This window comes from Kordiimonas sp., assembly GCF_048264555.1.
GTDB lineage: Bacteria > Pseudomonadota > Alphaproteobacteria > Sphingomonadales > Kordiimonadaceae > Kordiimonas.
The window spans coordinates 592,378-614,434 of sequence record NZ_JBLXCX010000001.1; the positions used below are offsets into that span (position 1 = coordinate 592,378).

Genomic DNA, 22,057 nt, shown 5'->3' on the forward strand with positions numbered 1-22,057 from the left:
GCAGCCATGTCCTATCAAATATTAATCGTTGAGGACGAACCGCTTGTAGCAAAGCGCCTAAAGCGGCTGACTGAAGAAGTTCTTGGCGACCGCCAAGATGAGATAGTTGTCGTACAATCGGTAACGGCTGCGGAAAACCAGCTCAAAAACCATACGACAGATCTTATATTGCTCGACCTCAATCTGGCTGGTGAAGACGGGTTTGACTTGCTGAAGCGCTTCACGGCCAAAGCTGCACATACCATTGTGGTTTCGGCGGAAACCGCCCGCGCGCTTGAGGCGTTCGAATACGGTGTCCTTGACTTCGTGCCCAAACCTTTCACAAAAACACGCCTGGCAAAAGCACTGGAACGCTTGTGGCTGAGGTCTGAACCAAACCAGACCCCAACAAAACAGCTATCTTTTGAAACTCATAGAGGCATTGAGGTCATCAGCGTTGATGACATTGTATTTTTCAAGGCAGCGGACAAATATTCCGAAGCCATCCTGCGCGCCGGAGAAACCAGATTTCACGGCAAATCTCTCAACCGGCTTGAAGATATCCTGGCGGAGGAATTTGTCCGCACGCATAAAAGCTATCTGGTACACCAACGAGCTATTCAGGACATCAAATCACTTGAGGGTAGCCGCTACGCCCTAAGCCTGAAAAACGGCGATCAGCTTCCAGTGGGCCGGACACGGGTTGATCATGTCCGGCATCTTTTGGAACATCAGGCCAGCCAGTCACTTAGAAGCTAAGCCGTGCCGCGAGGCGCGCCCGCCCCGGTTTACCAAACTCGTAATCGAGACCGAGTGAGAGACGCTTGCTAAAGTGATAGTAGGCACCTGCGCCAGCACGCACCTTGGCCGTGAAAGCCACGCTCAATCCATCGGCGCTGCTCGTAAGCCTACCATTCCCGTGATACCGGGCAAACCCGGTCAGCTCCAGATGTTCGGTTACCATGGCACGTAAACCAAGTTTGCCGTCAAGGGCAGTGCTTGACCCGCTGGCAGCGCCAAGAGCTGCTTCTGCAATGCCCCCACCACCGAGATCAAGGGTCGCAACTGAAAAGTCGACCTTGTTATTCACAAGACCCAGTTCGGCAAACAGGCCTACATTCTTGCCTATATCGGCGTGTACTCCAAATGCAGCTCGCCATTCTTTTTGTTTGGTGGCGACGATGCCTGCCGCAGTTAGTCCGCCAACGCTTGTGACATCAACTGCAACATTGTGGCTGGTTTGCAGATAATCTGAAACAATGTGAAAACCTGCATTGCCAATTGCAAATGGCAGTGTGAGCGAGACACGGGCGGCACCGCCGTTACCAGTGGCATCATAAAATGTGCCAAAGTTGTCATCACTGGTATCGCCAACCCCGTCCCTGTCGGTGAGGCGCAGTCCATTTGCGTTAAAATTGTCGTGAACAAAAGCACCTTCGATATAGCTGTAGTTGAAGGTTTTTTCCTCGTCTGTAGCCAACGTCGGGCCGGAAATTACCGCGCATAGCGCTGTCGCCATCATGATTTTATCTAGGGCTCTCATTTTTCTCTCCTGAAAGCTTTGAATTTGTCTGGACCCACCATGACCAAACAAACAACACGCTGCGATGATGGGGCAGCCAACGCCTCAAAAGCTTTCGTGAACGTCTCACACCTGCCACACCTTGCACCCAGTCGCGTGGGCTGAACGCCTAATCGCAAAGCTTGGCGGCAGGCGTTGACAGGGGCTTCGTCAGCCTGCACTGTCGCGGCAATAAACTTGGGGACAAACCGATCAGGGTTAGGAAAGATCAATGAAAAAACTGGTAACCGTTGCCAGTCTTATGCTTGCGCTTGGCGCCTGCGAAGACAAGGCAACCACCACATCCGACACCACCGAGAATACTGCGCAGGCACCCTATGCCATGACGGCGGACGCACTGGCAGAGCATGTAAAAACGCTGGCATCAGACGAGTTTGGCGGCCGCGCACCCGGCAGCCCGGGCGAAGAGCTCACCGTGCGATACCTTGAAGCCGCTTTCAAGGAAGCTGGCCTCAAAGGTGCCAATGACGGCAGCTTCATCCAGGAGGTACCGCTCGTTTCCATCGAAACACAGGGCACGCCAGCCATGCAGGTCTCTGGCGGCACGGGCGATAGCCTCGACCTTGCCTACCGTACAGATCAGGTAACCTGGACCCGGCGTGAACAGAACGACACCGAAGTGCATGAAAGCGATATGGTGTTTGTCGGCTACGGCATCAACGCACCAGAGCGCGGTTGGAACGACTATGAAGGCCTTGATGTAAAAGGCAAAACGGTTGTTATCCTCGTGAACGATCCGGGTTTTGCGACCCAAGACCCAGCGCTCTTTGAGGGCAACACCATGACCTATTATGGCCGCTGGGATTATAAGTTCGACGAGGCGGCACGCCAAGGTGCGGCGGCAGCCCTCATCATACATGACACAAAACCAGCAGCTTACGGCTGGGGCACGGTAGACAGCAGCTGGACTGGGCCACAGTTCGGTATGGTACGGGCAGACCAAGGCGCGTCCCTTTCCGAGCTTGAAGGCTGGATCACAACAGAAAGCGCTGACAAGCTTTTTGCAAAAGCGGGCCTTGACCGCGCAGCCCTTAGTGCCGCCGCGATGCAGCCCGGCTTCAAGGCAGTGCCTATGGGGCTTAAATTCTCAGGCGGTTTCCGCAGCGACATCAAACATGTGCAGTCCCGCAACGTGGCGGGCATGATTGAAGGCAGCGAACGGCCGGACGAGTATTTCATCTATATGGCGCACTGGGACCATATTGGCACCGACCCAACCGTTGAAGGAGACGGTATCTATAATGGCGCCCTCGACAACGCAACCGGCACGGGCGGCCTGATTGAACTGGCACGCGCTTACGCGAGCGCCGCAAACCCGCCCAAACGGTCCGTGCTTTTCCTTGCTGTTACGGCTGAAGAACAAGGCCTTCTGGGTTCAGCCTACTATGCCGCCAACCCGCTGGCACCGCTCGAGAAAACCGTGGGCGGCATCAATATGGACGGCCTGAACTATTATGGCCCCACTCATGATGTGACCGTTGTTGGTCTTGGCAACTCCGAGCTGGACGATTATCTCAAATCAGCCGCTGATGCGCGCAGCCGTGTGCTTGTGGCTGATCAGGAGCCGGAAAAAGGCTACTTCTACCGCTCAGATCATTTTGAGCTCTCCAAACGCGGGGTGCCTATGCTCTATCCAAACTCCGGGTACGATCATATCGAGAAGGGCCGGGCCTATGTGGAAGGTTTGGTTGCCGAGTTTCTCGCCAACCGGTACCACCAGCCGGATGATGAGTATCAGGACAGCTGGGACCTGACCGGCGCCATCAAGGACCTTGAGCTCTATTATGATACCGGTCGTCTGCTGATCGACAGCGACATTTGGCCAAACTGGCGAGAAGGCAGCGAGTTTAAAGCGCTTCGCGACGAGCAACGCAGCGGCCAGTAAAGTGGTGCAGAGAGTGTCTAAATAATTCAAAGGACGGCCCCCGGGTCGTCCTTTTTCTATAAACCAAAAGACGAGTTTCGGCCTCAAGCCCAGCCGCCTATGCTTTCCCAAGGGACCGATGAAGGGGATTTATGATGAAACGCCATACTTTTGCTGCTGCCATGCTGCTCGCTGCGGGTGCGTTGCCAACAACAGCGGCTGAGCATACCTGGAACAAGGGGCTCGACCTCTCAAGCGCTGACCTCAGCACCTTCCGCCTTATCCTGATGAATGAGGGCGCCGAAGCCGGAGACATGACCTATGGCTGGCGAAAGATGGGCGAGCACTATGTGATCGAGGACCGCACCACAATGGAGCCCAACATCGTTGAAACCGCCAAAGCGATGGTCGACGGAAAAACCCTGCTGCCGCAGAGCGTGGCGATCAACTTCATTATGGGTGATAGTTTCATGAATGTTGACCTTGGCTGGAACGGGTTGAACCGCCAAGGTAAAATTGTCAGCAAGCGCGCCGGTGGTGATGAGACCATACGTGATATTGACCTTGTTGAGGATAACCCGGCGCCGCTTAGGCTGGCGGTCATTGGGTTTGTGGCAGCCATGCCGCTTGAGGATGGCTTCCATAGCAGCTTCGACTGGTTCAATACGCTCGCCAACCGTGTGGAGACTGTCAAGATCGACGTTACAGGCACTCGGGCAATTGAAACACCTGCTGGCACCTTCGACACCTATGTGGTGGAACTGCGCGGCGCCACACCGGAAAACATCGTTTATGTTTCCAAGGAAAAGCCACGCAGGATCGTGCGCATCGATGTAGTGGGCAGGCCTATGTATTTTGAGCTGGCGGCAGAACAGCCGAGCTAATAGCCAAGGGCGTGCAAACCAACAAGTGTGAGCGATAATGTCACGGCTGACGCCGCCGTTGATATTAGCACCGTTGTGGCGGCACGGCGCGACCCAACCCCGTGCTGCGTTGCAAAACTATAAGCAACCATACCTGACGGTAGCGCGGCCATAAGCGTTGCACTGCCGACCCATACGGGCGGCAAACCAACAACAAACTCGCATACAGAAAACACAAGCGCAGGCAATACAAAGAGCTTCAGCGCTGTCGCCATAGCGGCCTGGACAATGTCACCAGCGATCTCGACACGAGAAAGTGCGAGCCCCGCCGCAAACAGGCCCACAGGTGCGGCCGCAGCGGCGGGCAGCGCAGTCAGGCGGTCAAGCCACATGGGGAACGGCAGGCCAAGCGCAGACCATGCAAGGCCCGTGATCAATGCAATAATGATAGGGTTCTGCCTGGTGCTCGCAAATGTGCGCACGAGAATGCCCGGTCCCTCGTCATTATTTTTGGCGCGTTCGACAATGATGGTGGTGATTGGTAACAGGGTCAGAGAGTGAAAGCTGAGGAGCAGCAGCAAAAGCCGCACACCTTCCGCGCCATAAGCCCCTTCAAGGATCGGGATGCCGATGAAGCCGCCATTGGCAAAACAGGCAGATAGGGCAAAAATACCCTGCTCCGCCATCGTCAGGCGGAACAGATATTTCGCCACCAGAACCGCAAGCGTATAGAGCACATATAGCGAGCCATAATAGCTGCCGACCAGTACCAGCTCATCAGGATGTGGCAGGTCACGCGGCGCGATTGAGCGGAACAAAAGCGCCGGAATGGCGATATACCAGACAAATGCGATGAGGATTGTGCTCGAACCCTCCGGGAAAAGCCGGGTACGGCCTAAACCATACCCGAGCATGATCAGAAGGAAGACCGGAGCAATAATGGTCAGTATTTCAGCCACAAATCCTCATCTTTCGCGTGCCTATTCGTAGGCTGGTGGCTCAGGCACCTTGCCGCGGCGCTTGAGAAGCTGTAGCCGAAGCGCGTTGAGCTTGATAAAGCCCTGCGCGTCGCGCTGGTCATAAACGCTGTCTTCCTCAAACGTCACATGTTCCATAGAGTAGAGGCTTTTCGGGCTCTTGCGGCCAACCACATGCACACCGCCTTTATAAAGCATCAGCCGCACCGTGCCTTCGACATGCTCCTGGCTCTTGTCAATGAGGGCTTGCAGCATCTCCCGCTCTGGCGAGAACCAGAAGCCGTTATAAATAAGCTCGGCATATTTGGGCATGATCTCGTCCTTGAGGTGCATGGCACCCCGGTCAAGCGTGATCTGCTCAATGCCCCGGTGCGCAGAGAGAAGGATCGTGCCGCCCGGCGTCTCATAGATACCCCGTGACTTCATACCCACGAAGCGGTTCTCAAGAAGGTCAAGCCGGCCAATGCCGTGCTTTTTGCCGTAGTCGTTCAGAGCAGTCAGCAATGTGGCCGGGCTCATGGCAACCCCATTGATGCCAACAGCGTCACCACGCTTGAACTCAACCTCGATATACTCAGGCGTATCAGGTGCTGTCAGCGGGTCATCCGTGCGGGCATAAACATATTCTTCCGCTGCCACCCATGGGTCTTCCAGTGCTTTGCCCTCACTTGAGGTGTGCAACAGGTTTGCATCCACGCTGAACGGGGCTTCACCGCGCTTGTCTTTTGGCACCGGAATCTGGTGCTGCTCAGCGAAGTTCAGAAGGTCTGTACGGCTGTGCAGGTCCCACTCCCGCCAGGGTGCAATCACTTTGATGTCAGGATTGAGCGCGTAATACCCAAGCTCAAAACGTACCTGATCGTTACCCTTGCCGGTCGCGCCGTGGCATACCGCGTCCGCACCAACCTCGCGCGCGATCTCGATCTGGCGCTTTGAAATCAACGGCCGCGCAATAGACGTGCCCAATAGATACATACCCTCATACACCGTGTTCGCCCGGAACATGGGGAAGACATAATTTTCAACAAAATCCTCACGCAGATCTTCAATGAAAATCTCTTTAATGCCCAGCATTTCCGCTTTTCGTCGTGCTGGCTCAAGCTCCTCACCTTGCCCCAGGTCTGCGGTGAAGGTCACCACTTCGCAGCCATATGTGACTTGCAGCCACTTGAGGATGATGGAGGTATCAAGCCCACCTGAATAGGCAAGCACAACTTTTTTAACTTGATCCGACATATGGAAACTCCGGTAATGCGTTAGCGCAGGCGAGTATAAGAGGGCGCAGCGCTCGGTCAATCGCTTTGGCGTTGTTATTTTTATGGGCTTAGCGCAGAAAAACTAATTTAGCCATGCCTGAAACACTGCCTGAGGCACTGCCTGGAAATTAATTTGAAAAAAGGCCTTGCCCCTGACGTTACGTCAGGCCCCAGAGACAGGGTGTTGGACAAGGAGACGGTATGCAGACCTTATCTATCGGTGAATTGGCAAAGCGGTCCGGCGTCAGTGAACGCGCCCTCCGCTTCTATGAGACAAAGGGGCTTTTGAAACCCCTGAGAACCGAGGCACGACAGCGAGCCTATCGCTACAGCGATATTTTACGCCTGCAGCAGATACAAATGCTCAAAAAGGCGGGCTTCACACTTCGGGACATTCTGGCCATGACCAAAGGGTCTACATTAAATGCCGTGCAAGTGCTGCAGGTTCAGGAAGCCATGCTGCGCGCGGAGGCAGAGCGTATCCGCACCGCGCACGAAGCGATCAGCGCGGCTCTCGACCGATTGCAGAACGAAAACGACGTCTCATTGTCCACACTTTGTCATATCATCAAAATGGGAGAACACGCTGTGAGCGAGGAAAAATGGCAAAAGGTGTGGGGTAAATTCTACACAGAAGAAGAACAGGAACGCTGGCGCGCCGCAAAAAATGCGGTGCCAGATGAGGTTGTAAAAGCGCAGGAAGCGGCATGGCCCGCCTTGATCGCGAAAACAGAGGCTTTAGTTGCGCAAGGCGCGGACCCCGGCGGCGAGGAAGCCCTGGCCGTGGTACGGGAATGGAACAAGATGACAAAAGCCATCTATGACATTGACCCCAAGCTCGCTGGCAGTGCCGCCAAGTTATATGACAATCTGGACGACTGGCCCGCCGATGGGCCCGAACCGCCCTTTTCAACCGAGGTTTGGACATTTGTCAAAAAAGCAGAGGCTGCCCTTAAGGCGGCAGGAGAATAACATGCTTTCGCGCCGGGCCTCATACAGGGCCCGGTGCGAGATACGCCGCCTTCCCCAACCCGCCTTCCGGCTAGGCTAAAAGTGCATATTTCCTAAACCCTGAATTGATGGTATGATTGCAGCTTATTCACTCAAAAGGAGTGACCACGCAAAACGCGTGGGGTGAGAAGCTAGAGTAACTGGCAATGCTAAGCGTGAATACAAATGCGGGCGCCCTTTCAGCCCTTCGCAATCTTGAAGCCAACCACAAATGGCTTCAGACGCTGCAAGAACGCATTGCAACCGGCTATAAAGTCGGCTCCATCAAAGACGACGCAGCAACCTACTCGATCGCCCAGCGTATGCGCGGCGACCTCGCGGGCCTGAACGCAACCCTCAAAAGCATTGATACCGCCACCGTGGCGGTTGATGTCGCTGTTGTGGCAACCGAAAGCGTTTCCGACCTGCTGATCGAGATGAAAGGCAAAATGGCGTCGCTTTTAAACGCACAAAAAAATGGCGACGAGAGTGCCGCAAGCGCTTACACGCGCGACCTCGATGCTTACCGTGAGCAGATCAAAACCATCATCTCAAGCGCAAACTTCAATGGCACCAACCTGATCGACCAGGGCAGTGATATCATCAGCGCGCTGGCGAATTCAGACGGCACGGAAACGCTGGATTTTGACCATCAGAATCTGTCTTTTGGTGGCGCGCTTATCACGCTCACGGACGATTCCAACTATACGATGGAAGAGCTTGAAAACTCGATCAAAAACGTGAACACCGCCCTTTCCCACTTTGGCACTGCTTCACGCAGGCTCGAGATCCAGAAAGAGTTTACCACCAAGCTTCATAATGTGATCGAAGAAGGCATCGGCCGGTTGGTGGACGCTGACCTCGCGCGCACTGCCGCCGACCTGCAAGCAGCTCAAATCAAGGAACAGCTTGGCATTCTCGCCCTTAATATCGCGAACCGCGAGCCGCAAACCCTGCTGGCTCTGTTTGGTGGTGGCCGCGGTTAAGCAGCCACGCATCCCAAATTATATCAGGTTAGGCCGGTAGAAGTGTGGTGTGGCTCTGCGCTCACTGCCGCACCTGCTGCGGCAGCTGCTTCCCGCTCAAGCTGAGCTTTTGATTTTTTCTCGGATGCCGACTTCAATTGCCCGCATGCCGCCATGATATCCCGCCCACGCGGGGTCCGGATCGGGGCGGAGATACCACCTTCATACACAATATCCGAGAACCGCTGGATTTGATCCCACTCAGAGCATTCATACGCGGTGCCGGGCCACGGGTTGAACGGAATAAGGTTCACCTTCGCAGGCAGCTTGTATTTGCGGATAAGGCGCACCAGCTCCCGCGCATCAGCATCGCTATCGTTCACACCCTTCAGCATGGCATATTCAAAAGTGATACGCCGTGCGTTGTGGGCACCGGGGTAATTCGCGCAAGCCTTGAGCACTTCATCAAGACCGTATTTCTTGTTGATCGGCATGATCTCGGAACGCACATCGTCGCGCACAGCATGCAGGCTGACGGCCAGGTTTACGCCAATCTCTTGCCCGCACCGCTCCATATGCGGCACCACACCGGAGGTAGAGAGCGTAATACGGCGACGGGAAAGCTGGATGCCTTCCTCGTCCATCACGATCTCAAGCGCTTTTTTCACATTGTCGAAGTTATAAAGCGGCTCACCCATGCCCATCATCACGATATTGGTCACCCGGCGGCCTTCGGTCGGGCTTTCCCATTCACCAAGGTCATCGCGTGCGATCATCATCTGCGCCACGATCTCAGCGGCCGTAAGGTTGCGCACAAGGCGCATGGTGCCGGTGTGGCAGAATTTGCAGTTAAGCGTGCAGCCCACCTGGCTTGAAATACAAAGCGTGCCGCGATCTTCCTCAGGAATATAAACCGTCTCGGCCTCGTTGCCGTCCGCAAAGCGGATCAGGTATTTGCGCGTGCCATCGTTTGAGTATTGCGCTTCAACAATCTCGGGCCGTTCGATAATGAAATGTTCGGCCAACTTCGCGCGCACATCTTTTGATACATTGCTCATGTCATCAAAGGACGTAACACCACGATGGTAAACCCAGTGCCAAACCTGGCTCGAGCGCATCTTCACCTGCTTCTCGGGCACGCCAATTTCGGCAATCGCGGCTTTAAGCTCTGCACGGTCAAGGCCAAGGATGTTCAGCTTGTCACCGGGGACAACAATGCGCGGGGAAACGATCGGCTCATGGCCGTTCGGGGTAATCTGCATCTTTTCACTCCTGCCTTTTGCCGTTTGCAGGTCGGCGCCAGGGCGTTTCAGGCAATCGCGGCGTTCCACCACGATGCGGGTTAAATATGGCGCGGCTTATACGCCTGTCACGCCACGTTGTAAAGAAGAGTGATTGACGCGCCATGGGCTCCTCAATAAGGTTTCCGAGAAGCCACTCAAGGGATGATAGCCATGCCCCTACCCTATGGTTACACCGTTGCCGCCGCCCAGTATTCCGCCATACGCGGAGACATACACGCCAACCTCGACACCCACATGCGCATGGCCGAGATGGCCGCGTCAGCAGGGGTGGATTTTCTGGTGTTCCCCGAACTTTCCGTCACAGGCTATGAGCTTGATCTGGCAGATAGTTTGCAAACCACAGCCGACGACCCCGCATTCATGCCCTTACACACGTTTGCAAGCCAGCATGACATGCGGGTGATGGCAGGCGTGCCCTTAAAGGCCGCGTCCGGCAAACCCTATGTGGGCTCCCTTATCTTCGGGGGCACAGCGCCCATCCCGTATAACAAGGTGCATGTGCACGACAGTGAAGCCCCCTACTTCCAGCCCGACAACAAGGTGGGACTGATTGAGCATAAAGGCGCGAAGCTTGGGCTCGCCATTTGTGCCGACCTTAATCACGCAAGCCATGCGGCACGCGCAGCAGAACACGGCGCGGATCTCTATGCCGCCAGTGCCCTGATCTCAGAAAGCGGGTATGCGCGCGAAGCAAAAATGCTGGAAGGCTACGCCCGTGAGCACCAGATGGCTGTGCTGCTCGCCAATTATGCCACCCAAAGCGGAAGTTACATCCCGCCGGGCGGTAGCGCCATTTGGGCACCGGGCGGTGAGCAGATCGCGCTAATTGACGACACTCGTGAAGCCCTTGTGACAGCCACCTACACTGAAGCTGGCTGGTCTAGCGAGATTATGGGGCTGGATAGCTGAAGGTTTCGCACGCCATCTCGCCCAGCACCTTGCGGGCGTTTGGCCACTGGTCATGCACATGGCGGATCAGCATATCAAAGCCACCATACTCGCTCATCCAGCGTTCTTCTTTCGGGGCGAAGTGCATCGGCACCATCGTGCCGATCTGCCACGCGCTCAAAACCGCTTCATTCTGCTCGGCGTTATTAAGGCCATACCAGAACGGCATCAGCATGACATCAACCTCGGTCTGCCGGAGCCCCGCATTGCTCAGGCTCTCCTTGGTCGCAGCGATATCGCCGGTGTGGAAGATGCGCACCCCGTCAAGCGAAACCCGGTAACCGATATTTTGCGGGCCACCTTCACCGTGGCTTACGCGGTAAGCCTCAACCGTCACATCCCCAAACTGGTTTGTGATAGGGCCTGCGCTCCAGTCTGGCAGCACAACATGAACACGGGCGGCCTCATCGTCAGTGGGGTGATGGGCTTTGAGCATCTCAAACGCTTCAGGCGGCATAACATAGTGTACGCGCTTGTTGGTTCGCAGGTGCTTGAGCGTGGCCACAGGGTCATAATGGTCATTATGTTTGTGGCTGACGAGCGCAAGCGTTACATGCTCAAACGCCCCGCGGCCATGGGTCATGTCGTCCATCAGGCCCTTGCTGGGCATGGCATAGTCGCCGTCATAGGTATCCACAACCCGTGCGGCATCAAAAAGCACCGTGCTCATACGGCCCTCAGCCAGAAAGCCCGAGTTGGCGATATGGCAAAGCTTGACGCCCTCAGCTGAAACACCGGCCGAGCAGAGAGCGAGTGCACCTATAAGAAGCGCGCGTTTGAGCATCTATTGTCCTTTGTTACCGGCAGGCTTTTGAAATGGCGTTATAGGCGGCCGTGAAGCCTGAAAGCGAATAGGTGTCAGTTGTATCAGTGCCGCGTTGGCTGGTGGCCTTCACCACCAGGTTTACACCAGCCTTCATGGCAGAAACCGCCGCCGCGTCGTCTTTGGGGTCATAAGCCCACGCACCCGGCCCTTCGGTGAAAAACTGGAACTGGTGCCTGCCATCAACCGAGATGTTGGCTTCGCTGCCCCGGCGGATCGGGTAACCCACAACCGCGTTTACCTCACCTGTGACACCAAAAGCGGGCCGATGGGTAACCGTGATATAGATCTGGCCGCGTGTGGCGTTGCGCTTGCTGGCGGTACTTTTTTTCGGGCTGGAGATGATATAGCAGGTTTTGCCCCCGCTACCGTCCGTGCCGGTCATGGCGTCCCAATCGCGGTAGCTGCCAAGCAGCCTTGGTTTCCCCTGAGCCTCGGCACCTGCACTCAACACACAGGATGCTGCCAACACACTGATGAGCAAAAAAGAAAGTCGCATACGGTCCTCGTTTTTGTCCCTCGGGCCCTTGGCCCACTGCTCGCAAATAGCTTGCGATTACTCGGTCTCACTGCGCCGCGCGCGGCGCTCCAATCGGCTAAAGCGGCCACCATGCACATGTGCGGCCTTCTCAATCGGTTTTTGCCCCGCCATCACAGGGCGCTCCGCGTATCCACCCAAAACCCTTAGCCGGTCATACATGACTATAGCACCGGCTGTCGCAACGTTAAGGCTGAACTTTGTCGGGATTTTGATCACATGCGCGCAGCGGGCGATCATCTCGTCGCTCAAGCTCACGCGTTCAGCCCCCATCACATACACCGCGCGGGTTGGGTGGCGAAAGCTGGGCAGGTCAATCGCGTCATCCGTGATCTCAACACCCACAAGCTGGCAGCCTTGCGGCACGTCCACCTCCGCCGCACTGGCATAATTATAGAACGGGATCTGGGTGTGGGTTTTGCTGGTGTCTGCAAAATCAGCCGTCACCACCTCACCCGTGTGGGCGACGACACGCGGGTTCACCGCAAACGCGAAGGAAGCGCCAAACGCATGGGCCGTACGGATCAGGTTCCCCATATTGCCTTCTTTGGAGACCCCATCAATACCAACACCAAAATACCCGCGCATACGCTTTACTCTCCTGCCGTCTGTTCGGCGCCTTCTGTCATTTCTTTTGCTTTAGCATAAGGATGCGCCGCTGCCAAAAGGCAGGATACAACAAGGATGCCGGACGCGATCATGAGCGAAAGCTCAAGATTCCATTCAAAAGCAAAACCCGCAATGATACTAGCGATTGGCAACAGCCCAACCGACATGAACATCAGGATGCTCATCACGCGCCCCAAAAGCTTCTCCGGCGTGGCTTTTTGCAAAAACGTGGTGAAGTGCACCCAGATGTAACTGTCGCCGCCGCCTGCGATAAAAAACACCAGCATCGCCCACCAATAAGGCGGGTAAAGCACAATCAGCCCAATGGTGGCGCCTGAGAAGGTGAAGATGAGAAACATCACCCGCACCACATTCTCCGGTTTCGGCCATTTGAGCATGCCGCCCGCAATAGCCCCTAAAAGTGCGCCGCTACCGTAAGCCGCGATTTCAAGCCCGTAAACATAAGCGCCCTCTTCAAAACGGAGGTCGGCAAGGGCCGGGAGACCGATGAATATAGGGGCCTGGAAAAACATCTCCAGAATGGCGATACCAATGAAACCAAGCCTGACAGAGGGGTTCGCCCAAACCCACTTAATGGCCTGCATAATAGCAGACGCCATGGACTGGCCCTCCTCGCTTTCATCCTTCTCGTAGTTTCTCGCTCGCACAAAAAGAAGCGTGAGGTAGGAGAACGCGAAGGTCAGACCATCGAGGAAAAATGCCCGGGCAAGGCCCATACGGTCGTCTTGAAAACTGCCACCTGCTTCCTGCGGTGTATGGCTCACGGTTGTTGCCTCACCCGCGATCACCACACCAGCGATCACCGGCCCGATAATCACCCCCAGCCACATGCTGGTCTGCACAAGTGAATTGCCGGTCTGGAGGTCATCGCCTTTCACAAGGCTTGGCACCATGGATGTCGTTGCGGGGTAGAAAAAGGCGTCCGCAAGGCCAAAGGCAATCGCCATGGCAAACACAACTTCAATGGTCACGGAATCGATATACAGAAGGTACGCCAGCACCATCACAAGTACGAGGCGCAAAAGGTTGGTCCATAACATTATGCTGCGCGGGTTTGTGCGGTCCACCAGCGCGCCGCCCCACAGCATGAGCGCCGCCCGTGGCAGCCCTTGGGCCGCAAATACCAACCCCATCAAAAGCTCGCTTCCGGTCAGTTGCAGGACCAGCCACGGAAAAGCCAGCATGCTCACATGATCACCGATCACGGAGACAAATTGGCCAAGCCAGTAGAAGAGAAAGTTGCGATCCTTCAGGAGGTGCAGCATAACGGGGGTTCCAACAATGATGTTTTGGTACGGTCGCCATCTAGCCACGGCATATCTTGTGCAGCAAGGGCGGAACGGCCTCGAACCACGCCAGTAAAGGTTTTGTGATCACAATGGCTGATAAAAAAGCAACATCCCCCTTGGTCAAGCTCGCGATTGATTTTGGCCCCCTGATCGTATTTTTCGCCAGCTTCAAGCTCGGGGATATCTATCTCGCCACCGGCACTTTCATGGTGGCCAGTGTTATCGCTATGATCGCGTCCCGCGTGCTGACAGGCAGCATAGCGCCCATGCTCAAGGTCACGTTTGTTATCGTCATGGTCATGGGGGGCCTAACACTTTACCTGCAGGACGAAACCTTCGTGAAAATGAAGCTGACCGTCATCAATGGCCTGATTGCCGCGGTGCTGCTGTTTGGGCTTATGACCGGCCGGCTTTACATCAAGATGGTAATGGAACTGGCGTTTGAGATGGATGATGAGGGCTGGCGCAAGTTTACCCGCAACTATGTTGCTTTTCTGGTGGTTATGGCCGTGGTGAACGAGCTGATCTGGCGCACCCAAAGCACAGACTTCTGGGTCAACTTCAAAACCTTCGGCTATATGGGGGCCACCTTTATTTTCATCATGGCGCAGATGCCGATGATGATGAAATATATGCCCGATGAGGACGAGGAAAGCAGCGACGCCTAGGGCACAGGGTTGGTAAAGGGCGCGAAATCTGATCGCCCCTCAGCTTCCCTGAAGTGCTTCAGCGCCCAGTGCACACTCGGGAAAGCAAGCTCATCCCAAGGTATTTCATCCCACGCGAACAGGCCAACCTCAAGGCTTTCAATACCCGGTGAAAACTCGGGCGCCTCCAGCGTTGCGCGGTACATCATATGCACCTGCGATATGTGCGTTACGGAATAAACGGCGAGCAGGTCCCTGATCCGGATTCGGGCGGTTGCTTCCTCATAGGCTTCACGCACGGCACCTTCTTCAGGTGTTTCGCCTGTTTCCATAAAACCTGCGGGGATGGTCCAGCGCCCTTTTTGGGGGTAAATGGCGCGCCTGCACAGCAAAACCCTGCCCTCATGCTCCACCACGGCGCCTGCGATAATGCGGGGGTTTTCATAGTGGATAAAGCCGCAGCTTCCGCACACTAGCCTTTCGCGCTCGTCCCCGTCCGGGACTTTGCGGTGAAAATGATCTGGAATGCCGGGTGCGTTTGCCATGACATAAGCCTAACGCACAGGCTTAAAACGTCCAGCCAATAGTGGCTGCACGCGAATGGCGGCAAGAGTGTTTGGGATTAAACCCGGATATCGACAATCTGCCCAAGCGGTGCGTTGCGCCCACTTGAAGCCAGCTGTGAGGTGCGCCCGATCGGGGCTTCCCGATTATTGGCATTCAGCTGGTTTACGCGCTCTTCCGCCGCCACAAGTTCTCTTGAGCTCGAAAGGTCGTTGCTGCGGCTTGACCGCTGCGCCGGGGCCTGCCGATTGGCTTCGCTGCGTTCGCCGATGCGCTCATCCACGCGCCGTGCAACCACATCTGCGGGGTCCCGCCCCTGTTCAGGGTTCGCACGAATAGAACGCCGGGCAGTGTCCGACTGCAGCTGCGCCTGCAATTGGGACCGAAGACCTGAAGCATTTGAGTTGATTTCAACCATCGCCAAGGATCACTGAACTATACATTCTGGCTATTTAAGCGCTGGGTTGAGGCCGGCGATTTCTTCGGGCCTGATGATCGGGTTACACACTGCACCATAATAATGCGCAATCGTCACCAGAGTCTTAAAGATCGGGTTTAGTTCGCACATTGTCAAGAAAGGCTTTCAGCGTCGGCTTATCTGCTTCATCCACAAGCGATATACCCCGTTCAAGCGCCGCGATGGCACTTTCCCTGTCACCCATTGAAAGCTGGGAGCGCGCCAGCATCATCCAGCCTTCCACGTCACCTGGGTTTGCTTCAAGCCGGGCTGCCAGCCGTGCGATCATCTGCGCGATGAAAGCTTCCCGGTCCTCATCGCTCATCGCGGCCACTGCCGCCATCTCATCATCGCTGATGGTGGGCAAGCTTTCACCGAGCGCTTCAAGTCGTTCACGAAGCGGTGCCATCCACGGCGCATCTTCTGGTGACCGGTCTGCGAGCGCGAGCCATACCGCACGGGCCCTGTCCTCATCACCTGCCTGAAAGAAGGCAAGGCCCATATAATATTGCCCGGCCGGGTGGTTGGGCTCGTCGCTCATAAGCCGTGCGAGCACAAGCCGGGCCGCAGGGGTCATTTGCCCGTTTGCCATGCCCAGCATGGCCTCAAGCTGCTGTACCCGCCATTTAGGCTCATCGGGCTCAAGCCGCGCGAGCTCAGCGAAGGCATTGGCGGCCAGTGAATAGTCTCGAATGGCGCGCGCCGATTTTGCCAGCACATCCCAGCCGCGCTTATCATCAGGCGCATCCTCAAGGTGAGCCTGAATGGCTTTCAAAGCTTCGCCATAGGTCGGGCCGCCTTCTTCAACCAGCATCTGCCGGTTGTTGGCGATAAAGCCGGGTTTCGCGGGCAGGTCAGGCCGCCCCATGACAACATAAAGCGCGGCAGGCACAAGAAGCACCAGAAGCGCATAGGGCATGATGCTCTGAAAGCCGCCGTCCGTCACCACGCGGGCATCGGTCGTCCTCTCGCGGCGCAGCAGGCGGCGCTCAATCTCCACCTTGGCGGCAGCGGCGTCTCGTTCATCAATCAGGCCGCGCTTACGGTCGGCCTCCAGCTCATCAAGCTGCGCTTTGAAATGCCCAACCGAATCTATGCCCGCAGCGCCAGACTGTGGCTTGCGTAACATCAGCAAGGCTGAGGTGAGAAGCAGCAGTATGAGCAAAACCCAGATCATTGCTCCCGCTCCTTCGCGGCCAGAATGGCTTCAAGCTCGGCCTCCTCTTCCGCACTCAGCGGCGCTGCGCCCGCTGTCGCATTGCGGCGACGGAAGACGAGATAAACAACCACCAGAAGGAACAGGAAGGGGGAGGCCCACAACAGGTATGTCTGCGGTTTTACGGGCGGCTCGAGCAGCACCCAGTCTCCGTACCGGTCCACCAGATAGGCACGCACATTCTCCGGCGTGTCGCCGAGAGCGATGCGTTCCCGCACAACCTGCCTGAGGTCACGCGCGAGGTCAGCGTTCGAATCCTCGATCGACTGATTCTGGCACACGAGACACCTGATCTCTTTCATCAGCTCGCGGGCGACCGCTTCTTTGGCTGGATCTTCAAGCGGATTGTCATCCACGGCCACAGCAAAAACCTGAACGGAGAAAATCACCAAAGCCAGAAATGCCACTGCAAGTCGGGTCATTTCGCGGCCTCCAGCGCAGGCAATATGGCTTTCTCAATCCCATCACCCACCACGGGGCCCCAGTGGCGGTAACGAATGATCCCGTCCGCATCCACCACAAAGGTTTCGGGCACGCCGGTTACGCCAAAGTCGATGGCGAGCCTGCCGGTCCGGTCAAGCGCGGTGCGCGTGAACGGGTCACCAAGTTCTTCAAGAAAACCAAGCGCGTCCGCATGCCTGTCCTTATAAGCGACGCCAACAATTGTGACCCCGTGCTCATGGGCAAGCGCCATCAGGTTTTCATGCTCTGCACGGCAAGGGGCGCACCAGCTCGCGAAAAAGTTCACGAGCACCGGCTCTTCCCGCTTGAAATAGGCGTTTGTGAGATCGCTCTCCTCGTCCCGAAGGCCGGGCAGGCTGAACTCCGGCACCGGTTTGCCGATCAGCACACTTTTGATCTCGTTCGGGTTGCGGCCTTCAAGCGTCATCATGCGGAGGAAAACCGCAAACAGCGCAAGCACGATGATAAGGGGTAAAAATCGCTGCATGGCCTATGCCCCCGCTTTCACGGTTTTGGGTGCGCCGATGCGCAGCCGCCTGTCACTGAGGGACAGAAGCCCCCCCACCATCATCATGACAGCACCGAGCCAAAGCCCGGAGATAAACGGCTTGAAATACAGCCTGACAGACCAGCGCCCCTGCCCAGCGGCTTCACCGATCACCGCATAAAGGTCACCGCTCATAAGCGGGTATATGGAAGCTTCCGTCGTATTCATCACCGGGTTGGTATACACCCGGTCTTCCGGGGTTAGCTCTGTCACCCGGCCACCATTTTTGCTTACATCAAAAAAGCCGCGCACAGCCGTGAAGTTAGGCCCCGCCACGGGTGCAACACCGCCAAAAGTAAAGTCGTACCCGGCAACAGCAACACTTTCCCCCGGCGCCATCACAACCAGATGTTCCTCCGTCCAGGCCTCCGAGATGGTGATACCAAAGAGGATCACCGCCAAACCTGCGTGCGCAAGGCTCATGCCCCATGATGCGCGCGGCAGGTTGCGAAGCCGCCCCCACGCATTTCCGGGTTTCTTGAAGAGCTGGATACGCTCCGCAATTTCAAGGAACACGCTTACGATCAACCAGGTGGCAAGCCCAAGGCCAAAGGCTGTCATCACCACACCACCGGCCGACTGCCACGCGATCACCAGCGCCGCCACCAGCGCCACAATAAGCGCGGGCAGCACAATTTGGGCCGCGCGGGAAATCCGCCCCCGCTTCCACGCGAGGAGGGGCCCAAAGCCAAGGGCGACGATAAGCGGGCTCATCAACACGGCTGCGGCATACTCAAAAAACGGTGGTCCCACGCTCAGTTGACCGCCACCCATGGCCTCCACAAACAACGGGTAGAGCGTGCCCACAAGCACCACGGCGGCGAAAGTGGACAAAAGCACATTATTGAGCACCAGCGCGCTTTCCCGGCTCACAAGACCAAAAAGCCCGCCCGGGGTCAGCTTGGGCGCCCGCCAGGCATAAAGCGTCATCGAACCGCCAATCACCACCGCAAGGAATGCGAGGATAAACACACCGCGCGCCGGGTCGCTCGCAAAAGCATGCACACTCGTAATCACACCAGACCGCACAAGGAAGGTGCCAAGAAGGGAGAAAGAGAAGGCCACGATCGCGAGCAGAATGGTCCAGCTTTTCAGCGCGTCCCGCTTCTCGACCACAATCGCGCTATGAAGGAGCGCTGTGGCCGCCAGCCACGGCATGAAAGCGGCATTTTCAACCGGGTCCCAGAACCACCAGCCGCCCCAGCCAAGCTCATAATAAGCCCACCATGAGCCAAGCGCGAGACCACCCGTGAGGAACATCCATGCCGTGAGCGTCCAAGGCCGTACCCAGCGCGCCCAAAGCGGGGTGACCTCCCCTTCAATCAGCGCAGCAGTGGCAAAAGAAAACACGACCGAAAGCCCCACATACCCGAGATATAGCATGGGGGGATGGAAGGCGAGGCCCGGGTCCTGCAGAAGCGGGTTCAGGCCGTTGCCTTCAAGAGGCGCGGGGTCAAGCCGCGTGAACGGGTTGCTGGTGAAAATCACAAAAAGCAGGAAACCAAGCACCAGCGCGCTTTGCACCGCCAGCACGCGAGCGCGAAAGCGAAGCGGCAAGCGCTTGCCCTTCACCGCCACCGCTGTGCCAAAAAGCGTGAGCACCAGCACCCAGAACATGAGGCTGCCTTCATGATTGCCCCATACGCCGGAGATTTTATAGAGAAGCGGTTTTGCGCTGTGGGAGTGGGCCGCCACCGCATACACGGAAAAATCAGAGATCAGAAAACTATAGGTCAGCGCCGCATAGGCCACCACAGCCATCAAAAATTGCCCTAAAACTGCATTGTCAGCCAAACTAATCAGGCGGGCATTGCCGCGGGCGAGGCCATAGTGCGGCACAACCGCACCAAGAAGCGCAAACACAAGCGCGATCATCAAAGCAAAATGGCCAAGCTCTGCAATCATCGCCCGGTTTCCGCCTCATAAGTGTCGAGGCCCTCCGGGTGGGTGCAGGCTTCCGCGTTTTTGGGCATGGTGCCGGGCGGGGCGTAATTTTCATCATGCTTGGCAAGCACGGTGTCGGCGATGAACACACCGTCTGGCGCGAGCGCCCCTTCGGTGACCACACCTTGCCCTTCACGGAACAGGTCCGGCAGCAGGCCTTTGAAACGCACCGGGATATCCGCCGCGCAATCTGTCACGGTGAAACGATAGGTCAGCTCATCGTCCTCACGGCCAAAAGAGCCCATGGCCACAAGCCCGCCAAGACGGAATCTTTTACCCGCAACTATTTGTTTTTGCTGCACATCACTTGGCTGCAGGAACAGGCTGAGGCTGTCACCCCCAAGGGCGAAAATCACCAGCAGAATAGCACCCGCGATCGCTGAAACCGCGAGGGAGGCAACCACAAGCCGCTGTTTTTTTCGTGTTCTCAAGCCTGCCATTTATTTGCTCTTTTGACGTTTTGGCCGCTGACGCTCAACATCGCGCGCGGCTGTCCGGTGGGCTTTCAGGGTCAATAGCGCGAGCACTATAAGGCTCACAAAGGTCACGCCATAAGCTGCCCAGATAAAGATCGCATGTTTGCCCATATCAAGTGCGTCCATCCTGAAACCCTTGTCTTTCCTAGGCTTGCACCGCAGAGGCGCGCATCACAGATAGCTTGCGCCGGTTAATTTCCAGTTTCATCCGGTAAAGAAACACCACGATAAAATACGCCTTGAAGGCAAGGGCGATGGTGAAAAGGGGCCATAACATCGCCGCGTCAATCGTCGGGCCGCCCATGCGCATCACACTTGCGGGCTGATGCAGCGTGTTCCACCAATCCACCGAAAACTTGATGATCGGGATATTCACTACACCCACAAGCGCGAGGATAGACGCCGCCCGCCCCGCCTTGTCTTCCTCGTCCATCGAACGCCAGATCGCCATATATCCGAGATAGAGGAACAACAGCACCAGAACCGAGGTCAACCGCCCGTCCCACACCCAGTAAGTGCCCCACATGGGCTTGCCCCACAGCATGCCGGTGATGAGCGCGAGCGCGGTAAAAGTCGCGCCAATGGGTGCCGCTGCCTTACCCGCCAGAAGCGCCAGCGGGTGCCGCCACACAAGGGCCGTGAAGCTCGCTGCCGCCACCACCATATAGGTAAACATGGCCATCCAGGCCGCGGGCACATGCACATACATGATGCGAACGCTCTGGCCCTGCTGATAGTCTTCAGGGCTCGCGACAAGCGCCAGATAGAGGCCATAGGCAAACGCCAGCACCATCACGATTTTCGCGATGGGCAGGATCTTGTCTGCCAGGCGGTTAAACTGGGCTGGATTGGCGAATCTATGCATGGCCCTTACCTATCCCGAACGGGGCCCAGCGGCAAGTGCGACGTGATGCCTCAGATACCGCTGTTTGAACCCCGAATCTACGCCACACTGTGGCGAAATGTGTGGCGTAAGTGTGCGCGAAAGTGCGGCGTATGTGTGGCGTAAGTGTGCGCGTTTTTGCGGCATGAGTGTGGCGGACCTTTATTCGAGCGAGAGCCGGAGCGCAGCCGCCGATGCCACCGGCCCGATAATGAGCGAGACAAGCGTCACAGCACCCAGAAACGCAAGATGCGGATAGGGGTCTGTCATGCCCGCAGCCGCATCAATGGCACCAACACCAAAAATCAGCGTCGGCACATAAAGCGGCAGTACGAGAAGCGACATCAAAACCCCGCCCCGGCGCACAGAAACCGTCAGCGCCGCCCCCACACTACCGATCAGGCTCAAGGCCGGCGTACCGATAAGAAGCGACAGCACCAGCATGCCAAATGCATCCTGAGACAGGTTCATCAGCATACCGAGCACGGGCGACAAGAGCACAAGCGGCAGCACTGTCGCCACCCAGTGCGCGAGGATTTTAGCCCCCGCCACCCCAAAAAGCCCGAGCGGTGAAAGCGCAAGGTCATCAAGGCTGCCATCTTCAAAATCCGCCTGATACAGGCGGTCGAGCGACAAGAGGCATGCCAGAAGCGCCACCACCCAGATCACCCCGGCGGCAATACGGGCCAGCACTTGCGGCTCTGGCCCCACCCCAAAGGGGAAGAGCGTCACGGCAATCAGGAAAAAACTGAGCGCCATGGTGCCGGTGCCGCCCTGCGACCATGCGAGCCGGATATCCCGCGCGCACAGGCTGATGAAAATGCCCATCAGGCCCCCATTTTTACCCGCGTTC

General features: G+C 56.7%; 25 protein-coding genes. 7 read left to right on the top strand and 18 right to left on the bottom strand.

What is annotated here, in order from left to right; all coding sequences use genetic code 11:
• Nucleotides 1-6 precede the first annotated feature (6 nt).
• The gene (locus ACN0XZ_RS02860) at nucleotides 7-738 is read left to right on the top strand and encodes a LytR/AlgR family response regulator transcription factor (protein ID WP_417456202.1); all 732 of its coding nucleotides are present in this window, start codon (nucleotides 7-9) and stop codon (nucleotides 736-738) included.
• Here ACN0XZ_RS02860 and ACN0XZ_RS02865 read toward each other — a convergent pair.
• Entirely contained in the window at nucleotides 728-1,522 is a 795-nt protein-coding gene (locus ACN0XZ_RS02865) for a hypothetical protein (RefSeq protein ID WP_417456203.1), read from the bottom strand. The genes ACN0XZ_RS02860 and ACN0XZ_RS02865 overlap by 11 nt on opposite strands.
• A 250-nt stretch (nucleotides 1,523-1,772) precedes the next feature.
• Between ACN0XZ_RS02865 and ACN0XZ_RS02870 the strand changes: the two genes are divergently transcribed.
• The gene (locus tag ACN0XZ_RS02870) at nucleotides 1,773-3,446 is read left to right on the top strand and encodes a M28 family metallopeptidase (protein WP_417456204.1); all 1,674 of its coding nucleotides are present in this window, start codon (nucleotides 1,773-1,775) and stop codon (nucleotides 3,444-3,446) included.
• A 134-nt stretch (nucleotides 3,447-3,580) separates the two neighbouring features.
• A complete protein-coding gene (locus tag ACN0XZ_RS02875) occupies nucleotides 3,581-4,309 on the top strand; it encodes a hypothetical protein (protein WP_417456205.1) in 729 nt (242 codons plus the stop codon).
• Here the strand turns inward: ACN0XZ_RS02875 and ACN0XZ_RS02880 are convergent.
• Both ACN0XZ_RS02880 and ACN0XZ_RS02885 read right to left on the bottom strand, forming a co-directional pair.
• Complete coding sequence (locus ACN0XZ_RS02880; RefSeq protein ID WP_417456206.1) at nucleotides 4,306-5,247, bottom strand: AEC family transporter; 942 nt, start codon at nucleotides 5,245-5,247, stop codon at nucleotides 4,306-4,308. The two genes, ACN0XZ_RS02875 and ACN0XZ_RS02880, sit on opposite strands and share 4 nt — an antisense overlap.
• Before the next feature lie 21 nt (nucleotides 5,248-5,268).
• Nucleotides 5,269-6,501, bottom strand: coding sequence for an argininosuccinate synthase (locus ACN0XZ_RS02885; protein WP_417456207.1), 1,233 nt, complete (start codon nucleotides 6,499-6,501; stop codon nucleotides 5,269-5,271).
• 221 nt (nucleotides 6,502-6,722) lie between these two features.
• Between ACN0XZ_RS02885 and ACN0XZ_RS02890 the strand changes: the two genes are divergently transcribed.
• Both ACN0XZ_RS02890 and ACN0XZ_RS02895 read left to right on the top strand, forming a co-directional pair.
• Nucleotides 6,723-7,493, top strand: coding sequence for a MerR family transcriptional regulator (locus ACN0XZ_RS02890; RefSeq protein WP_417456208.1), 771 nt, complete (start codon nucleotides 6,723-6,725; stop codon nucleotides 7,491-7,493).
• 185 nt (nucleotides 7,494-7,678) lie between these two features.
• Nucleotides 7,679-8,497, top strand: a complete 819-nt coding sequence (locus tag ACN0XZ_RS02895; protein ID WP_417456209.1) for a flagellin — start codon at nucleotides 7,679-7,681, stop codon at nucleotides 8,495-8,497.
• A gap of 23 nt (nucleotides 8,498-8,520) precedes the next feature.
• Here the strand turns inward: ACN0XZ_RS02895 and rlmN are convergent, their stop codons facing one another.
• Nucleotides 8,521-9,738, bottom strand: a complete 1,218-nt coding sequence (gene rlmN, locus ACN0XZ_RS02900; protein ID WP_417456210.1) for a 23S rRNA (adenine(2503)-C(2))-methyltransferase RlmN — start codon at nucleotides 9,736-9,738, stop codon at nucleotides 8,521-8,523.
• A 192-nt stretch (nucleotides 9,739-9,930) separates the two neighbouring features.
• Between rlmN and ACN0XZ_RS02905 the strand changes: the two genes are divergently transcribed.
• A complete protein-coding gene (locus tag ACN0XZ_RS02905) occupies nucleotides 9,931-10,689 on the top strand; it encodes a carbon-nitrogen hydrolase family protein (protein ID WP_417456211.1) in 759 nt (252 codons plus the stop codon).
• On the opposite strand, the gene ACN0XZ_RS02910 is transcribed toward ACN0XZ_RS02905, so the two are convergent.
• Genes ACN0XZ_RS02910 through ACN0XZ_RS02925 form a run of 4 tightly spaced genes read right to left on the bottom strand, consistent with a single transcriptional unit; the run spans nucleotide 10,670 to nucleotide 14,032 of the window.
• Entirely contained in the window at nucleotides 10,670-11,512 is an 843-nt protein-coding gene (locus tag ACN0XZ_RS02910; RefSeq protein WP_417456212.1) for an MBL fold metallo-hydrolase, read from the bottom strand. The two genes, ACN0XZ_RS02905 and ACN0XZ_RS02910, sit on opposite strands and share 20 nt — an antisense overlap.
• 13 nt (nucleotides 11,513-11,525) lie before the next feature.
• Entirely contained in the window at nucleotides 11,526-12,050 is a 525-nt protein-coding gene (locus ACN0XZ_RS02915; protein ID WP_417456213.1) for an invasion associated locus B family protein, read from the bottom strand.
• A 57-nt stretch (nucleotides 12,051-12,107) separates the two neighbouring features.
• Nucleotides 12,108-12,677, bottom strand: a complete 570-nt coding sequence (locus ACN0XZ_RS02920; RefSeq protein WP_417456214.1) for an RNA methyltransferase — start codon at nucleotides 12,675-12,677, stop codon at nucleotides 12,108-12,110.
• Nucleotides 12,678-12,682: 5 nt separating this feature from the next.
• On the bottom strand, nucleotides 12,683-14,032 hold the full coding sequence (locus ACN0XZ_RS02925) for an MFS transporter (protein WP_417456215.1): 1,350 nt from the start codon (nucleotides 14,030-14,032) through the stop codon (nucleotides 12,683-12,685).
• A gap of 65 nt (nucleotides 14,033-14,097) precedes the next feature.
• On the opposite strand from ACN0XZ_RS02925, the gene ACN0XZ_RS02930 reads away from it, so the two are divergent.
• Nucleotides 14,098-14,676, top strand: a complete 579-nt coding sequence (locus ACN0XZ_RS02930; protein ID WP_417456216.1) for a septation protein A — start codon at nucleotides 14,098-14,100, stop codon at nucleotides 14,674-14,676.
• Here the strand turns inward: ACN0XZ_RS02930 and ACN0XZ_RS02935 are convergent.
• The 10 genes from ACN0XZ_RS02935 to ccmB all read right to left on the bottom strand — a co-directional run bounded on the left by ACN0XZ_RS02935 (nucleotide 14,673) and on the right by ccmB (nucleotide 22,032).
• Nucleotides 14,673-15,200, bottom strand: coding sequence for an NUDIX hydrolase (locus ACN0XZ_RS02935; RefSeq protein WP_417456217.1), 528 nt, complete (start codon nucleotides 15,198-15,200; stop codon nucleotides 14,673-14,675). The genes ACN0XZ_RS02930 and ACN0XZ_RS02935 overlap by 4 nt on opposite strands.
• 77 nt (nucleotides 15,201-15,277) lie before the next feature.
• Nucleotides 15,278-15,637 carry a hypothetical protein gene (locus tag ACN0XZ_RS02940; RefSeq protein WP_417456218.1) on the bottom strand — a complete coding sequence of 120 codons (360 nt, stop codon included), beginning with the start codon at nucleotides 15,635-15,637 and terminating at the stop codon, nucleotides 15,278-15,280.
• A 124-nt stretch (nucleotides 15,638-15,761) separates the two neighbouring features.
• The gene (gene ccmI / locus ACN0XZ_RS02945; protein ID WP_417456219.1) at nucleotides 15,762-16,853 is read right to left on the bottom strand and encodes a c-type cytochrome biogenesis protein CcmI; all 1,092 of its coding nucleotides are present in this window, start codon (nucleotides 16,851-16,853) and stop codon (nucleotides 15,762-15,764) included.
• Nucleotides 16,850-17,314: a cytochrome c-type biogenesis protein CcmH gene (locus tag ACN0XZ_RS02950; RefSeq protein WP_417456220.1), complete on the bottom strand. Its 465-nt coding sequence runs from the start codon at nucleotides 17,312-17,314 to the stop codon at nucleotides 16,850-16,852. Before ACN0XZ_RS02950 ends, ccmI begins: the two co-directional genes overlap by 4 nt.
• Nucleotides 17,311-17,841 carry a DsbE family thiol:disulfide interchange protein gene (locus ACN0XZ_RS02955; protein WP_417456221.1) on the bottom strand — a complete coding sequence of 177 codons (531 nt, stop codon included), beginning with the start codon at nucleotides 17,839-17,841 and terminating at the stop codon, nucleotides 17,311-17,313. Before ACN0XZ_RS02955 ends, ACN0XZ_RS02950 begins: the two co-directional genes overlap by 4 nt.
• Nucleotides 17,842-17,844: 3 nt before the next feature.
• Nucleotides 17,845-19,806, bottom strand: a complete 1,962-nt coding sequence (locus ACN0XZ_RS02960; RefSeq protein ID WP_417456222.1) for a heme lyase CcmF/NrfE family subunit — start codon at nucleotides 19,804-19,806, stop codon at nucleotides 17,845-17,847.
• The gene (gene ccmE, locus ACN0XZ_RS02965) at nucleotides 19,803-20,285 is read right to left on the bottom strand and encodes a cytochrome c maturation protein CcmE (RefSeq protein WP_417456223.1); all 483 of its coding nucleotides are present in this window, start codon (nucleotides 20,283-20,285) and stop codon (nucleotides 19,803-19,805) included. The genes ACN0XZ_RS02960 and ccmE overlap by 4 nt, the downstream gene beginning before the upstream one ends.
• Entirely contained in the window at nucleotides 20,286-20,447 is a 162-nt protein-coding gene (gene ccmD / locus ACN0XZ_RS02970) for a heme exporter protein CcmD (protein WP_417456224.1), read from the bottom strand.
• 19 nt (nucleotides 20,448-20,466) lie between these two features.
• Nucleotides 20,467-21,186: a heme ABC transporter permease gene (locus ACN0XZ_RS02975; RefSeq protein ID WP_417456225.1), complete on the bottom strand. Its 720-nt coding sequence runs from the start codon at nucleotides 21,184-21,186 to the stop codon at nucleotides 20,467-20,469.
• 180 nt (nucleotides 21,187-21,366) lie between these two features.
• Nucleotides 21,367-22,032, bottom strand: coding sequence for a heme exporter protein CcmB (ccmB, locus tag ACN0XZ_RS02980; RefSeq protein WP_417456643.1), 666 nt, complete (start codon nucleotides 22,030-22,032; stop codon nucleotides 21,367-21,369).
• Nucleotides 22,033-22,057 lie beyond the last annotated feature (25 nt).

Excerpts from the sequence above, each read along its gene's own strand:
- ACN0XZ_RS02860 (WP_417456202.1), top strand. The coding sequence starts at position 7 with ATGTCCTATCAAATATTAATCGTTGAGGACGAACCGCTTGTAGCAAAG.
- ACN0XZ_RS02865 (WP_417456203.1), bottom strand. The coding sequence starts at position 1,522 with ATGAGAGCCCTAGATAAAATCATGATGGCGACAGCGCTATGCGCGGTA.
- ACN0XZ_RS02870 (WP_417456204.1), top strand. The coding sequence starts at position 1,773 with ATGAAAAAACTGGTAACCGTTGCCAGTCTTATGCTTGCGCTTGGCGCC.
- ACN0XZ_RS02875 (WP_417456205.1), top strand. The coding sequence starts at position 3,581 with ATGAAACGCCATACTTTTGCTGCTGCCATGCTGCTCGCTGCGGGTGCG.
- ACN0XZ_RS02885 (WP_417456207.1), bottom strand. The coding sequence starts at position 6,501 with ATGTCGGATCAAGTTAAAAAAGTTGTGCTTGCCTATTCAGGTGGGCTT.
- ACN0XZ_RS02890 (WP_417456208.1), top strand. The coding sequence starts at position 6,723 with ATGCAGACCTTATCTATCGGTGAATTGGCAAAGCGGTCCGGCGTCAGT.
- ACN0XZ_RS02895 (WP_417456209.1), top strand. The coding sequence starts at position 7,679 with ATGCTAAGCGTGAATACAAATGCGGGCGCCCTTTCAGCCCTTCGCAAT.
- rlmN (WP_417456210.1), bottom strand. The coding sequence starts at position 9,738 with ATGCAGATTACCCCGAACGGCCATGAGCCGATCGTTTCCCCGCGCATT.
- ACN0XZ_RS02905 (WP_417456211.1), top strand. The coding sequence starts at position 9,931 with ATGCCCCTACCCTATGGTTACACCGTTGCCGCCGCCCAGTATTCCGCC.
- ACN0XZ_RS02910 (WP_417456212.1), bottom strand. The coding sequence starts at position 11,512 with ATGCTCAAACGCGCGCTTCTTATAGGTGCACTCGCTCTCTGCTCGGCC.
- ACN0XZ_RS02915 (WP_417456213.1), bottom strand. The coding sequence starts at position 12,050 with ATGCGACTTTCTTTTTTGCTCATCAGTGTGTTGGCAGCATCCTGTGTG.
- ACN0XZ_RS02920 (WP_417456214.1), bottom strand. The coding sequence starts at position 12,677 with ATGCGCGGGTATTTTGGTGTTGGTATTGATGGGGTCTCCAAAGAAGGC.
- ACN0XZ_RS02930 (WP_417456216.1), top strand. The coding sequence starts at position 14,098 with ATGGCTGATAAAAAAGCAACATCCCCCTTGGTCAAGCTCGCGATTGAT.
- ACN0XZ_RS02935 (WP_417456217.1), bottom strand. The coding sequence starts at position 15,200 with ATGGCAAACGCACCCGGCATTCCAGATCATTTTCACCGCAAAGTCCCG.
- ACN0XZ_RS02940 (WP_417456218.1), bottom strand. The coding sequence starts at position 15,637 with ATGGTTGAAATCAACTCAAATGCTTCAGGTCTTCGGTCCCAATTGCAG.
- ccmI (WP_417456219.1), bottom strand. The coding sequence starts at position 16,853 with ATGATCTGGGTTTTGCTCATACTGCTGCTTCTCACCTCAGCCTTGCTG.
- ACN0XZ_RS02950 (WP_417456220.1), bottom strand. The coding sequence starts at position 17,314 with ATGACCCGACTTGCAGTGGCATTTCTGGCTTTGGTGATTTTCTCCGTT.
- ACN0XZ_RS02955 (WP_417456221.1), bottom strand. The coding sequence starts at position 17,841 with ATGCAGCGATTTTTACCCCTTATCATCGTGCTTGCGCTGTTTGCGGTT.
- ACN0XZ_RS02960 (WP_417456222.1), bottom strand. The coding sequence starts at position 19,806 with ATGATTGCAGAGCTTGGCCATTTTGCTTTGATGATCGCGCTTGTGTTT.
- ccmE (WP_417456223.1), bottom strand. The coding sequence starts at position 20,285 with ATGGCAGGCTTGAGAACACGAAAAAAACAGCGGCTTGTGGTTGCCTCC.
- ccmD (WP_417456224.1), bottom strand. The coding sequence starts at position 20,447 with ATGGACGCACTTGATATGGGCAAACATGCGATCTTTATCTGGGCAGCT.
- ACN0XZ_RS02975 (WP_417456225.1), bottom strand. The coding sequence starts at position 21,186 with ATGCATAGATTCGCCAATCCAGCCCAGTTTAACCGCCTGGCAGACAAG.
- ccmB (WP_417456643.1), bottom strand. The coding sequence starts at position 22,032 with ATGGGCATTTTCATCAGCCTGTGCGCGCGGGATATCCGGCTCGCATGG.